Origin of the sequence: Pseudomonas sp. TMW22080, from assembly GCF_022496745.1 — a bacterium.
Lineage (GTDB): Bacteria > Pseudomonadota > Gammaproteobacteria > Pseudomonadales > Pseudomonadaceae > Aquipseudomonas > Aquipseudomonas bubulae.
In genome coordinates, this window is sequence record NZ_SCFF01000003.1 from 449,720 (window position 1) to 463,508 (window position 13,789).

General features: G+C 60.8%; 12 protein-coding genes. All 12 read right to left on the minus strand.

Features of this window, described 5'->3' with window-relative positions; translation table 11 throughout:
* Positions 1 to 5: 5 nt before the first annotated feature.
* From EQV96_RS12330 to rsmH, 12 genes are read right to left on the minus strand one after another with little or no spacing between them, the layout of a single operon-like run.
* On the minus strand, positions 6 to 872 hold the full coding sequence (locus EQV96_RS12330; RefSeq protein ID WP_095001532.1) for a cell division protein FtsQ/DivIB: 867 nt from the start codon (positions 870 to 872) through the stop codon (positions 6 to 8).
* A 4-nt stretch (positions 873 to 876) separates the two neighbouring features.
* Positions 877 to 1,833, minus strand: a complete 957-nt coding sequence (locus tag EQV96_RS12335) for a D-alanine--D-alanine ligase (protein WP_088379010.1) — start codon at positions 1,831 to 1,833, stop codon at positions 877 to 879.
* Positions 1,830 to 3,290, minus strand: a complete 1,461-nt coding sequence (gene murC / locus EQV96_RS12340) for a UDP-N-acetylmuramate--L-alanine ligase (RefSeq protein ID WP_095001533.1) — start codon at positions 3,288 to 3,290, stop codon at positions 1,830 to 1,832. The genes EQV96_RS12335 and murC overlap by 4 nt, the downstream gene beginning before the upstream one ends.
* On the minus strand, positions 3,283 to 4,353 hold the full coding sequence (gene murG, locus EQV96_RS12345; RefSeq protein WP_095001534.1) for an undecaprenyldiphospho-muramoylpentapeptide beta-N-acetylglucosaminyltransferase: 1,071 nt from the start codon (positions 4,351 to 4,353) through the stop codon (positions 3,283 to 3,285). Before murG ends, murC begins: the two co-directional genes overlap by 8 nt.
* Positions 4,343 to 5,554, minus strand: a complete 1,212-nt coding sequence (ftsW, locus tag EQV96_RS12350; protein WP_165446512.1) for a putative lipid II flippase FtsW — start codon at positions 5,552 to 5,554, stop codon at positions 4,343 to 4,345. Before ftsW ends, murG begins: the two co-directional genes overlap by 11 nt.
* A complete protein-coding gene (gene murD, locus EQV96_RS12355) occupies positions 5,554 to 6,900 on the minus strand; it encodes a UDP-N-acetylmuramoyl-L-alanine--D-glutamate ligase (RefSeq protein ID WP_095001536.1) in 1,347 nt (448 codons plus the stop codon). The genes ftsW and murD overlap by 1 nt, the downstream gene beginning before the upstream one ends.
* Positions 6,901 to 6,905: 5 nt before the next feature.
* Positions 6,906 to 7,988, minus strand: a complete 1,083-nt coding sequence (mraY, locus tag EQV96_RS12360) for a phospho-N-acetylmuramoyl-pentapeptide-transferase (RefSeq protein WP_095001537.1) — start codon at positions 7,986 to 7,988, stop codon at positions 6,906 to 6,908.
* Positions 7,988 to 9,355 (minus strand): UDP-N-acetylmuramoyl-tripeptide--D-alanyl-D-alanine ligase, encoded by a 1,368-nt coding sequence (gene murF, locus EQV96_RS12365; RefSeq protein WP_240882080.1) that lies wholly within the window; start codon positions 9,353 to 9,355, stop codon positions 7,988 to 7,990. Before murF ends, mraY begins: the two co-directional genes overlap by 1 nt.
* Positions 9,348 to 10,811, minus strand: coding sequence for a UDP-N-acetylmuramoyl-L-alanyl-D-glutamate--2,6-diaminopimelate ligase (locus tag EQV96_RS12370; RefSeq protein WP_240882081.1), 1,464 nt, complete (start codon positions 10,809 to 10,811; stop codon positions 9,348 to 9,350). Before EQV96_RS12370 ends, murF begins: the two co-directional genes overlap by 8 nt.
* Positions 10,811 to 12,556: a penicillin-binding transpeptidase domain-containing protein gene (locus EQV96_RS12375; protein ID WP_169916836.1), complete on the minus strand. Its 1,746-nt coding sequence runs from the start codon at positions 12,554 to 12,556 to the stop codon at positions 10,811 to 10,813. Before EQV96_RS12375 ends, EQV96_RS12370 begins: the two co-directional genes overlap by 1 nt.
* Positions 12,556 to 12,849 carry a cell division protein FtsL gene (ftsL, locus tag EQV96_RS12380; protein WP_019823808.1) on the minus strand — a complete coding sequence of 98 codons (294 nt, stop codon included), beginning with the start codon at positions 12,847 to 12,849 and terminating at the stop codon, positions 12,556 to 12,558. The genes EQV96_RS12375 and ftsL overlap by 1 nt, the downstream gene beginning before the upstream one ends.
* Complete coding sequence (rsmH, locus tag EQV96_RS12385; protein WP_095032003.1) at positions 12,846 to 13,787, minus strand: 16S rRNA (cytosine(1402)-N(4))-methyltransferase RsmH; 942 nt, start codon at positions 13,785 to 13,787, stop codon at positions 12,846 to 12,848. Before rsmH ends, ftsL begins: the two co-directional genes overlap by 4 nt.
* Positions 13,788 to 13,789 lie beyond the last annotated feature (2 nt).

Below are 13,789 nucleotides of genomic sequence, written 5' to 3' on the forward strand. Positions count from 1 at the left end.
TCTTCTTAATTCTTCGCGACAGCGGGTTGGGCTATCGTGGGTGCCACAGGTTCCCGCCAGCCGACGGCCAATCCGTTGGCATAACGCAAATCGATGCGCGCTATGTTTGTAATCTGTTCTTTCAGCGTTTTTTCATAGATGGCTATGAAACGACGCATTTTTTCTACCAGATGATCGCGCCCCAACAACAGCTCGATCCCGGGCCCTGCACTACCGGCTCCAGTGGTCAGGAACCAGCTACCGCGCTCACGCAACTCCAGCCGGGCTATGGAAAAGCCCATCGGACGCAGCATCTGGCTCAACACCTGATACTGCTGCATCACCTGCTGCTGAGCCCGTTGTGGACCAAACAGCTGCGGCAAATGTTCGTAATTGGCCAGCTCACGCGGGGTGAACGCCTGGCCCTGGTTGTTCAACAGTGCCTCATCCCCCCAACGCGCAACCGGCAGTTGCTCTTCAAGGCGAATCACCACCTGGTCGGGCCACACGCGACGGACTTCGGCGTGGGCGATCCAGGGCATCTGCTCGAGCTCGGTGCGCATGCCTTCCAGGTCTACCGTAAAGAAGCTCGCTGCCACATAAGGGGCAATGCGCTGCTGCACGGCTTGCTGGCTGATATAGGTCAAATCGCCCTGCACGTTGATATTGGTGATCGGGCGATCGGCATAGGGCATCAGGCGCTGCGCACCTTCATAGGTGCCATAACCCAACGCCACCAGCAGCACCGGCCAGAACAACGCTTTCAAAAAGCCGAAATTGGCTTTTGGCAAACGCACCGACATCGGCTCTTTCGCCACCATCCGGCTGGCGCCACGCGGCACCGGCTTGCGGCCGGGAGCGGGTGGTTGATGACGAAGCGATGCACCTTGCATGGACTTAACCCCGCGCCTCTAAACTTGCCGCCAGAATCGACAGCACCAGCTGTTGGAAATCCAGACCCGCCGCCTTGGCCGCCATCGGCACCAGGCTGTGATCGGTCATGCCCGGCGCGGTGTTGACTTCCAGCAGCCAGAACTGGCCTGCGGTGTCCTGCATCACGTCCAGACGGCCCCAACCGGCAATGCCGATCGCCTCGCAGGCTTTCGCCGTGAGGTCCATGAGCTCCTGTTCCTTGGCACTGTCGAGGCCGCACGGGATCCGATACTGGGTATCGTTGGCCACGTACTTGGCGTCGTAGTCGTAAAAGCTGTGGGGCGTACCCAGGGCAATCGGTGGCAACACCTGGTCACGCAGGGTGGCGATGGTGAACTCGGGACCTGTGATCCACTGCTCAACCAACACTTGCGAGTCGTACTTGCTGGCATCGGCCCACGCGACGATCAACTCGTCCACGTTACTCACTTTGGCCATACCGATACTTGAACCTTCATGAGCCGGTTTGACGATCAAAGGGAAGCTCAGTTCCTTGGCCGCAGAAATACAATCGGCTTCGCTGCTCAATACTGCGTGACGTGGCGTTGGAATACCCAGGCTGTGCCACACCTGTTTGGTGCGCAGCTTGTCCATGGCCAGGGCCGACGCGAGGATGCCGCTGCCGGTGTAAGGAATGCCCAGGCACTCCAGCAGGCCTTGCATGCTGCCGTCTTCACCGCCACGACCATGAAGGATGATGAACGCGCGGTCGATTTTTTCGCTGGTGATACGGGTGATGAAGTCATCGCCCACATCAATACCGAAGGCATCCACACCGGCGCTTTGCAGCGCGCCCAGCACGGCATTGCCCGACTTCAACGAGACTTCACGCTCAGCGCTTTTGCCGCCGAACAACACGGCCACACGGCCGAAATCGGCTGGGGCAATGGTCGAGAACAGATTGGCATAGGCAGCAGTCATTTCAACTTTCCTTCACTGGTAGCGGCAACAGCGCCGGCGAACAGCGGGCTCTTGATAAGTTGCGGTGCCAGACGGCCGATATCGCCCGCCCCTTGGCACAATAGAATGTCGCCAGCGCGCAGCAGCGGCTTGACGATCGGCGCCAGCTCGACGCCGCGCTCGATGTAGATCGGGTCCAGCTGGCCGCGCTGACGGATGCTGTGGCACAGCTGGCGGCTGTCAGCCCCGGGAATCGGCTCTTCGCCAGCCGGGTAGACTTCCATCAACAGCAATACGTTGGCATCGGCCAGTACCTGGACGAAATCGTCGTACAGGTCACGGGTGCGGCTGAAACGGTGCGGCTGGTACACCATCACCAGGCGACGTTCCGGCCAGCCACCACGTACGGCCTTGATCACCGCGGCGACTTCGGTCGGGTGGTGACCGTAGTCATCGACCAGCATCACGCTGCCGCCATCAACTGGCAGCTCGCCATAAACCTGGAAGCGTCGCCCCACCCCTTCAAAGCCCGACAGGCCCTGAACGATGGCTTCATCGCTGATGCCTTCATCAGAGGCTATGCAGATGGTGGCCAGGGCATTGAGCACGTTGTGGTTGCCCGGCATGTTCACCGACACATCCAGCGGCTCGCGGTCAGGGCGCAACACGGTGAAGAAGGTTTGCATGCCCTGCTGGCGAACATTGATCGCGCGTACATCAGCGTTTTCGCTGAAGCCGTAGGTCACGGTCGGACGCTTGACCAGCGGCAGGATTTCACGCACCACCGGATCGTCCAGGCACAGCACGGCCAAGCCGTAGAACGGCAGGTTGTGCAGGAACTCGACGAAGGTCTTCTTCAGCTTGTTGAAGTCGCCTTCGTAGGTCGCCATATGGTCAGCGTCAATATTGGTGACCACCGCCACCAACGGCTGCAGATGCAGGAAGCTGGCATCGCTTTCATCAGCTTCGGCAATCAGGTAACGGCTGGTACCCAGTTGTGCATTGGTACCGGCTGCATTCAGGCGGCCACCGATCACGAACGTCGGGTCCAGGCCACCGGCCGCGAACACCGAGGCCAGCAAGCTGGTGGTAGTGGTTTTGCCGTGGGTACCGGCAACAGCGATACCGTGGCGATAGCGCATCAGCTCGGCCAGCATCTCGGCACGAGGCACCACCGGAATGCGGCGCTCAAGTGCACTGGCAACCTCGGGGTTGGAGGTATTCACGGCACTCGATACCACCAGCACATCGGCGTTGGCGGCGTTCTCGGCGCGGTGGCCGATATAAATGTGTGCGCCGAAGGACTCGAGCCGCTCGGTCACAGGCGAAGCGTTCAGGTCCGAGCCCGACACTTCATAGCCCAGGTTCAGCAACACTTCGGCGATACCGCACATACCCACGCCGCCGATACCGACGAAGTGGATGCGACGGATACGGCGCATTTCCGGTTGTGGCATAGCTTTTTGATTCTCAACCATTGGCCACCTCCAGGCAGATATCTACAACGTTGCGGGTCGCATCGGGTTTGGCCAGGCGGCGGGCATTGGCCGCCATGCTGTTGAGTCGTTCCGGTTGCATCAAAACCTCTGTCAGGCGTGCAGCCAGTTCGGCTGCGCCAGTTGTCGCTTGCGGCATCAGGAAGGCTGCGCCCTCGCGTGCCAAAAAGTCGGCGTTACGGCTCTGATGGTCATCGATCGCGTGGGGCAATGGCACCAGCAGCGAAGGCAGACCGGCCGCAGCCAGTTCACTGACGGTCAGCGCGCCTGCGCGACAAACCACCAGGTCGGCCCAGCCATAGGCATGGGCCATATCCTTGATAAAAGGCTGTACGTCAGCCTCGACGCCGACCGCGGCATAGCGCTCGGCGGTAATCCGGTCATGCTGCTTGCCGGCCTGGTGAAACACTTCAGGGCGAACGTCAGCCGGGACCTTGGCCAGCGCTTCAGGCAACAACTTGTTCAACGGCTCGGCGCCGAGGCTGCCGCCCAGTACCAGCAAGCGCGCCTTGCGCCCTTCGAGCGCAGCCCGAGGCGCCAGGGTAAACAGCTCGGGGCGTACCGGGTTACCGGTGCTACGCAGCGTCTGCGAGGCTGCAAAGGTGCCGGGAAAGGCTTCGCACACCCGGCTGGTCATCGGCACCAGCAGGCGGTTGGCCGTACCGGCTACCGCGTTCTGCTCATGAATGATCACCGGTACACCGCAGGTTTTCGCCGCTAGGCCGCCTGGCCCGGTCACGTAACCGCCAAAACCCAGCACACACACCGGCTTGAGTTGACGAATGATCCTGCGCGCCTGAAACAGCGCCTTGAGCAGTACAAAAGGGGCCTTGAGCAACGACAGCTTGCTCTTGCCACGCAGGCCCGCCACGTTAATCAGGTGCAGTTTGAAACCGGCAGGCTCGACCAGTTCATTCTCGATGCCACGGGGCGTACCGAGCCAGTGCACGGTGTAGCCGCGGGCTTCGAATTCGCGGGCGCAAGCCAGCGCCGGGAACACGTGGCCACCGGTGCCGCCCGCCATGATCAGCACGTTAGCGCCCATGGGTCGGCTCCTCTGCAAAGTCGCTTTCTTTGAAATCGGTCTCTTCACTGCCCAGGTGGGTTCGACTCTCCCACTCGATGCGCAGCAACAGCCCCATGCACACGCAGCAAATCACCAGCGAGCTGCCGCCATAACTGAGGAACGGCAGGGTCAGGCCCTTGGTTGGCAACAAGCCGACGTTTACCCCGATATTGATCAGGAACTGGCCGATCCACAGGAACGACAGGCCGTAGGCCATATAAGCCGAGAAATACTGCTTGGCGCGCTCGGCCCACATGCCGATGTACATGCCGCGCACACACACAAATACGAACAGGGCCACGGTCAGCAGCGAGCCGACAACACCCAGCTCTTCTGCCAGTACCGAAAACACGAAGTCGGTATGTGCTTCAGGCAGGTAGAACTGCTTCTGCACACTGTTGCCCAGACCGACACCAAACCACTCGCCGCGACCGAAGGCGATCAGGGCCTGGGTCAACTGGTAGCCGGAGCCGAACTGGTCGGACCACGGGTCGGTAAAGGTAATCAAACGCGCCATGCGGTAAGGCTGTGCCTGTACCAGCACGAACACCGCGCCGACAGCCAGCGCCACCATCAGAGCGAAACGGAACAGGCCGACACCACCGAGAAACAGCATGGCAGCAGCGGCGCCCATCATCACAACCGTGGCTCCGAAGTCGGGCTCCATCAGCAGCAGGCCGGCCATTGGCAGCAGCACGATAAATGGCTTGAAAAAGCCCATCCAGCTATCCCGCACTTCCTTCTGCTGACGCACCAGGTAGCCCGCCAGGTAGATCACCACAAAGACCTTGGCGATCTCCGAAGGCTGCACGTTGAAGAAGCTGAAACCGATCCAGCGCATCGAGCCGTTTACCTCACGGCCAATGCCCGGGATCAGTACGGCCACCAGCAAACCGAATGCACCGATCAGCAACATGAAGCCCATGCGTTGCCAAGTCGCGATCGGCACCATCATGGTCATGATGCATGCGCCCAGGCCGAGCACGATGTAAAACAGGTGGCGGATCATGTGGTACAGGGTGTTGCCCGACTGCAACGCCGCCACTTCGGACGAAGCCGAAGTGATCATCACCAGCCCCAGACCGAGCAAGGCCAGGCAACCGGCGAGCAACGGGAAGTCGAGGTCGATGCCACGGCCCGTAATCAGCGGTGAAGGATAAGGCTTGAGGATGCCGAACATCATGCCAGCACCTCCACGGCGCGAGCGAACAACTGGCCGCGCTCTTCGTAGTTTTTGAACATGTCGAAACTGGCGCAGGCTGGCGACAGCAAGACTGCATCACCCGATTGCGCCAGTGAGCGGCTCAGTGCGATGGCTTCGTCCAGCGAACCGGCACGCACTTGCGGCACGGCATCGCCAAGGGCGTCGGCTATCAGCCCCGCATCACGACCTATCAACACTGCCGCGCGGCAGTGCTTGGCAACCGAATCACGCAAGCCGCTGAAATCCGCGCCCTTGCCGTCGCCGCCGGCGATAAGGATCAGCTTGCCATCCATGTCCATCCCCAGCCCTTCGATAGCAGCCAGTGCCGCGCCGACGTTGGTGGCCTTGGAGTCGTTGTAGTAGCTCACGCCATCCAGCTCGCGCACCCACTGACAGCGATGCTCAAGACCGGTGAAATTGCGCAGGCTGGCGAGCATGGCGTCGAACGGCAGACCAACCGCGTGACCCAGCGCCAGGGCAGCCAGGGCATTGGCCTGATTATGTGCGCCACGCACTTTCAGCTCGCGCACGGGCATGAGGTTCTGGAATTCGAAAGCGAGGTATTTTTCGCCGTTTTCTTCACGCAGGCCGAAGGCCTTGAAGTCCGGCGCGCTGAGGCCGAAAGTCCAGCACGGCTGACCTTCGCTCATCAGCGGGCGGGTCAGGGCATCCTGACGATTGACCACCACCTGCCGGGCGCCACGGAAGATCCGGTGCTTGGCCAGGTGGTACGCAGGCAGGCCGCTGTAGCGGTCCATATGGTCTTCGCTGACATTGAGCACTGTGGCCACTTCAGCACCCAGCTGGTTGGTGGTCTCCAGCTGGAAGCTCGACAGCTCCATCACGTACAGCTCGATATCATCGCTGAGTAGGTCCAGTGCCGGCGTGCCAAGGTTGCCACCCACCGCAACGCGCTTGCCGGCTGCCGCAGCCATTTCGCCGACCAGGGTGGTCACGGTGCTTTTGGCGTTGGAACCACTGATTGCCACGATAGGCGCTTTCGCGTTACGCGCGAACAGGTCGATGTCGCCCGACAGTTTCACGCCGCGGGCAGCAGCAGCTTGCAGCGCCGGAGTCGCCAGGGCCAGGCCGGGGCTCACGTAAAGCTCGTCGGCGCGGCACAGGAATTCGACATCCAGCTCGCCACAACGCACTTCCACTTGCGGGTAGTCACGGCGCAGCGTGGCAAGCTCCGGCGGGTTTTCCCGCGTATCTGCCACGGCAAACGACACGCCCCGTTGCGCCAGGAAGCGCACCAGGGACATGCCGCTCTTGCCGAGGCCGACAACGATGCGGAAGTGGTCAGAAGCGATCAGAGACACAGGTTCTACCTCAGCTTCAGTGTGGCAAGGCCGACCAGTACGAGAATCACGGTAATGATCCAGAAGCGGACGATCACACGTGGCTCAGGCCAGCCTTTGAGTTCAAAGTGGTGATGAATCGGCGCCATGCGGAACACCCGCTTGCCGGTCAACTTGAAGGACGCTACCTGGATCACCACGGACAGGGTTTCCATCACGAACACACCGCCCATGATGAACAACACGATTTCCTGGCGCACGATCACGGCGATAGTGCCCAGGGCTGCGCCCAGCGCCAGTGCGCCGACATCACCCATAAAGACTTGTGCCGGGTAGGTGTTGAACCACAGGAACCCGAGACCGGCGCCAATCAATGCGCCGCAGAACACAATCAACTCACCCGCGCCCGGTACATAAGGGATCAGCAGGTAGTCGGCAAATTTCACGTTGCCCGACAGGTAGCAGAAGATACCCAGCGCACCGCCGACCATCACGGTGGGCATGATCGCCAGGCCATCGAGGCCGTCAGTCAGGTTGACCGCATTGCTCGAACCCACGATCACAAAGTAGGTGAGAACAACAAAGCCGATGCCCAGCGGAATGCTGGCGTCCTTGAGGATGGGCAGGATCAGCGTGGTTTCCACCGCGCTTGGCGCCGTCACGTACAAGAAGATCGCCGCGCCCAGACCGAACACCGACTGCCAGAAATACTTCCAGCGGCTTGGCAAGCCACGGGAGTTTTTTTCGATTACCTTGCGGTAGTCATCCACCCAGCCGATGGCGCCGAACAACAGGGTCACGATCAGCACGACCCACACATAACGGTTGCTCAGGTCAGCCCACAACAGGGTGCTGATGGCGATGGCCGACAGGATCAACGCGCCGCCCATGGTCGGAGTGCCCGATTTGGACAGGTGCGATTGTGGGCCGTCATTACGTACCGACTGGCCGATCTGACGGTTTTGCAGGGTGCGGATCATCCACGGCCCCAGGCACAGCGACAAGGTCAACGCGGTCAGCACCCCGAGGATCCCGCGCAGGGACAGGTACTGGAAGACCGCGAAGCCTTTATGGAACTGTTGCAGATACTCCGCTAGCAGCAGCAGCATTAATGTTTCTCCCCGCTGGAACCGCACAAAGCCGCAACGACGTTTTCCATCGCAGCGCTGCGCGAGCCCTTGATCAAAATAGTGGTGTTTGTTTCGTGCTCAGCGCGAAGCGCCTTGATCAGGTCAGCCTGATTGGCGAAGTGACGAGCCTGGTGTCCAAAAGCAGTGACGGCATGAGCCATCATGGGTCCCACCGCATAGAGCGCTGAAACTTTGTCGGCGGCATAAGCGCCTACTTCACGATGTCCTTGCTCCGCCCACTCACCCAGTTCGCCAATATCTCCGAGCACCAGGACGGTGCGGCCGGAAAAGGCGGCGAGTATATCAACGGCAGCGCACATTGAGGTGGGGTTTGCGTTGTAAGTGTCATCAATAATTCGCAGGCCCGCGGCGGTCAATTGCGCGACAGCGCGACCTTTTACCGGCAACACGGCTTCAAGGCCGGTTTTGATACCAAACAGCGACACGCCGAGGGCGTTAGCAGCTGCCGCAGCGGCCAGTGCGTTGGCCACGTTGTGGGTGCCCAACAGGTTAAGTTGGACCTGCTCGCTACCCAGCGGGCTGTGCAAGGTGAAGCCCGGGCAACCGCGAGCGTCACGGCTCAGATCGCTGGCATAAAAATCGGCTTGAGGGTTGTTCAAGGCAAAACTCAGCACCTTGCGCCCCGCTGCCCGGTTCTTCCAGATGGCGAATGCCTTGTCATCCAGATTCAGGACAGCGATTCCGTCAGCCTTCAGCCCTTCGATGATTTCGCCCTTGGCTTCGACGATTTTATCCGGGCCACCGAACTCGCCCACGTGGGCAGTACCGGCATTGTTGAGCACGGCGACATGGGGCTGGGTCATGGCCACGGTGTAGGCAATTTCGCCGAGGCGTGAAGCGCCCAGCTCAATAACCGCAGACGTGTGCTCAGCTGTCAGTTCCAGCAGCGTCAGCGGCACGCCCAGATCGTTGTTCAGGTTGCCTTTGGTCGCCAGCACCGGGCCACGGGTGCGCAGAATGCAGGCGAGCATTTCTTTGACCGTGGTCTTGCCGCTTGAGCCGGTAATCGCCGCCACCGGTTTATCGTAGCCGGCACGGTTGAGCGCACCCAGGCGACCCAAAGCTTCGCGGGTGTCCTTGACCACCAGTTGTGGCAGCGCCGACTCCGGCACTTCGCGCTCAACCAGCGCGGCAACAGCGCCCTTGGCAGCCACTTCATTGAGGTAGTCGTGGCCATCGAAACGCGGGCCGGTCAGCGCAATAAACAGCTGACCCTTGCTGATCGCCCGGCTGTCGATGCTGACCCCACTGAAACGGCAGTCGACATCTACCACACGCCCCTGCAGGGCAGCAGCCACTTCACTGAGCAACAGAGGCTTAAGCATGGGCAGCCTCCCAAGTGTTCAAGGCTTTTTCGGCTTCGACCAGATCAGAGAAGTCATGGCGTTCGCCGTTGATTTCCTGATAGTCCTCATGACCTTTACCCGCCAGCACGATCACGTCTTCTGCCTGTGCATTGGCAATAATCCGGGCAATGGCATCGCCGCGACCGGCGACAAAGGTGACGTTCTGCGGCGCAGCGAAACCGCCACGGATATCATCGAAGATCTGCCCTGCAGCTTCGGTGCGCGGGTTGTCGTCAGTGACCAGAACACCATCAGCCAAACGCTCAACCACCTGCGCCATCAACGGACGCTTGCCGCGGTCACGGTCGCCGCCGCAGCCGAACAGGCACAGCAACTGACCTTTGGCATGCGGGCGCAGGGCCAGCAGTACTTTTTCCAGTGCATCCGGGGTGTGGGCGTAGTCAACCACCACCAGCGGCTTGTTGCCGCCACCCAAACGCTGCATGCGACCGACCGGGCCTTCCAGCTTGGGCAGCACTTTGAGAATTTCGTCCAGCGGGTAGTCCAGCCCAAGCAAGGCGCCAACGGCAGCCAGTACGTTGCTCAGGTTGAAGCGTCCCAGCAGCGAGCTGCGCAACAGATGCTCGCCTTGTGCCGTCACTACGGTGGCCCGCACACCGTCATCATCAAAGATGGCATCACGGCAGTACAGGGTGGCCCCTGTGTCCAAAAGGCTATAGCTGATCAGGCGCGACTCATGCTTTTCAGCGGCCAGTTGGCGGCCAAATTCATCGTCCAGGTTCAGCACCCGGCAGCGCAGGTCCGGCCAGGCAAACAACTTGGCCTTGGCGGCGGCGTAAGCCTCCATCGTGCCGTGGTAATCCAGATGGTCGCGGGACAGGTTGGTCAGCACGGCGACGTCAAATGCCAACGCACTGACGCGCCCCTGATCCAGGCCATGGGAAGAAACCTCCATCGCTACCGCTTTGGCCCCGGCCTTTTTCAGGTCGGCGAGCATGGCCTGTACGGCAATCGGGTCTGGCGTGGTGTGACGACCGCTTTGCAGCGCACCATAAAAACCGGTGCCCAAGGTGCCGACGATGCCGCAGTGCTGACCCAGCAGGTCAAGCGCCTGGGCCACCAGCTGAGTGACGCTGGTTTTGCCGTTGGTGCCAGTGACACCTACCAGATTCAGATGCCGGCTGGGCTCACCATAAAAACGCCCGGCGATATCCGACAGCTGGGCCGCAAGGCCCTTGACCGGAATCAGCGGCACGGCAGAGATAGGCAGCACATCAGCGCCGTCCACTTCATAGGCCACGGCAGCAGCGCCGCGCTTAAGGGCGTCAGCGATATGTTCACGACCATCGAGCTTGCCGCCAGGCACCGCAAGGAACAGATCACCTGCGCGTACATTGCGGCTGTCGAGGGTCAGTTCACGGATCAGCAGATCGTGACCGGCGTGAGGGAAAATCTTGTTCAGGCTCAGGGACATTAGCCACGCCCTCCTTTGGCTGCTGCAGCGGCTGCCGCTGCTTGTTGCTCCGCTGCCGTTGGCAGGTTATCCGGGATCACGTTCATCAGACGCAGCGTGCCGGACATGACTTTGCTGAATACCGGTGCCGAAACCAGACCACCGAAGTAGCCCGCCTTGCTCGGCTCATCGATCACCACGACGATCGCGTAACGCGGGTCGCTCATGGGACCAAAGCCGGCAAACAGGGAACGGTAGGAGTTCACTGCGTAGCCTTTTACGCCACCACCCGTGGTTTTACGCGCCGTACCCGACTTGCCGCCGACGTGATACGCCGGAACCTTGGCACGCCATACACCACGCGGGTTTTCGATTACTTCCTGGAGCATGCCCTGCAGCGTCTTGGCGACTTGCTCCGGCATGACCTGAGCGGCCTGAACAGGTTTGTCCTTGTCTGTCTTGAGCAGGGTCAGCGGAGCGAGCTTGCCGTTGTTGGCCAGGGCCGAGAAGGCATGCACCAGCTGGATCGCGGTCACGGACACGCCGTAGCCGTAAGACAGGGTCGCGGTTTCCGCCTTGCGCCATTCACGGTAGTTGGGCAGGTTGCCCACACGCTCGCCCGGGAAGCCCAGACCGGTGTCCTGGCCCAGGCCCATCTTGGCCATCTGGCGGAAGATCGCTTCACCGCCGATATCGAAGGCCACCTTGCTCATCCCCACGTTACTGGAGTTGATCAGGATGCCGGTCAGGTCGAGGACCGGACCTTCAGTGCGCGATACGTCACGAATGGTGTATTTGCCCAGCTGCAAGGTGCCCGGGTACACCTCAACCTTGTCGGTGGGTTTCCAGCGCCCGGTTTCCAGGGCGGCACTCATGGAGATCGGTTTGACCGTCGAGCCCGGCTCGAACACGTCGATCATGGCGCGGTTACGCATCATCGCCGGTTGCAGGTTGCGACGGTTATTCGGGTTGTAGGTGGGTTGGTTGACCATGGCCAGAATCTCGCCGGTCTTCACATCCATGATCACCAGGCTGCCTGCCTTGGCGCCGTTCTCGACCAGCGCATTGCGCAGTTCGCGGTTGGCCAGGTATTGCAGGCGCAGGTCAATCGACAACGCCAAGGTCTTGCCGGCCTTGGCGTTTTTGGTCACTTGCACGTCTTTGATCAGACGCCCGCGCCGGTCCTTGATCACTTGCCGCTTGCCCGGCACCCCGGCCAGCCATTCGTCATAGGCCAGTTCGACGCCTTCGCGTCCTTTATCGTCGATATCGGTAAAGCCGACCATATGCGCCGTCACCTCACCCGCTGGGTAGAAACGGCGGAACTCTTCAATGCCATAAACACCCGGCACCTTGAGGTCGAGCACCACCTGGCCCTGCTCGGGAGTCAGGCCCCGCACCAGATAGATAAATTCTTTGTTGGCTTGCTGTTCCAGGCGTGCGGTCAGCACCTTGGGGTCTTGCCCAAGCGCGTGTGCCAGGGCTGGCCAACGGTCTTTGGCAACCTGCATTTCCTTGGCATTGGCCCACAGGGTGGTCACCGGCGTGCTCACGGCCAAAGGCTCGCCATTGCGGTCGGTAATCAGGCCACGGTGTGCAGGGATGGGGATATGCCGCAAGCTGCGAGCATCGCCCTGGCCCTTGAGGAAGTCATGGTCGATAACTTGCAGATAAACGATCTGGCACGCGATTGCACCTACCAGCAGTGCCAGCAATGCCAGCACCACACGAAAACGCCACGGATAGAGCGCGCCTTCGAGTTTGATCATGGCGCCACCATTCGAACTTCTGCTGCGCCAGGAATGCGCATCTTCAGTTGTTCGCTGGCCAGGGTTTCGATGCGGCTATGGGCAGTCCAGGTGCTCTGCTCGAGAATCAGGCGGCCCCATTCGGCCTGCGCCTTGTCCCGTACGCTCAGCTCCCCGTACAGGGTGTTGAGCAACTGGCGGTTCCAGTGGGCGCTATACGAAACGCCCACAGCCGAAACCAGCACGCCAATAAACAACAGCAGCATGAAAAAACTTCCGCCGGGAAGTGGTTTGGCGAAGAGCTTGTTCAACGAAGCTTCTCCGCGACGCGCATGACAGCGCTGCGCGAGCGCGGATTGGCTTTGAGTTCGGCATCGGACGCGGTCTGTGCCTTGCCATGAATCTTGATCTTCGGTTCGAAGGCAACGTGCTGCACGGGCAAGCCGCGCGGCAGGTTGTCGGGCTCGCCCTTGACCAGTTTGCGCATAAACAGTTTGACGATGCGGTCTTCCAGCGAGTGGAAGCTGATAACGACCAGGCGGCCGCCGATAGCCAGGGACTCAAGGGCAGCTTCAAGGCCAGCCTCAAGGTCACCCAGTTCGTTGTTCACATGAATGCGCAGGCCCTGGAAAGTGCGGGTCGCCGGGTGCTTGCCCTTCTCCCAGGCCGGGTTGGCCACTTTCAGCACTTCGGCCAGGTCGCCTGTACGCTCGAACGGCTTGATATCGCGACGTTCGACAACCGCACGGGCCATGCGACCGGAAAACCGCTCTTCGCCGTATTCCTTGAATACGCGGGCAATTTCCTCCTGGGAGGCAGTGTTGACGAACTCGGCCGCGCTGATACCGCGATCAGGGTCCATACGCATGTCCAGCGGGCCGTCATTCATAAAGCTGAAGCCGCGCTCCGGGTCGTCAAGCTGTGGTGAGGAGACACCCAGATCAAGCAACACGCCGTCGACCTTGCCAGTCAGACCGCGCTCGGCAATTTCGGATCCCATTTCCGCAAAACTGCGCTGCACAATGACAAAGCGGCCGTCTTCGGCCGCCAGCGCTTGCCCGGTGGCAATCGCTTGTGGATCTTTATCGAACCCGAGCAGACGCCCCTCAGGGCCCAGCTTCTGGAGTATCAGGCGGCTATGTCCGCCGCGACCGAAGGTGCCATCCAGATAGCATCCATCAGGGCGTACGGCGAGAGCCTCTACGGCTTCGTCGAGCAGTACGGTGATGTGGTTGAAGCCGCTATCTATAG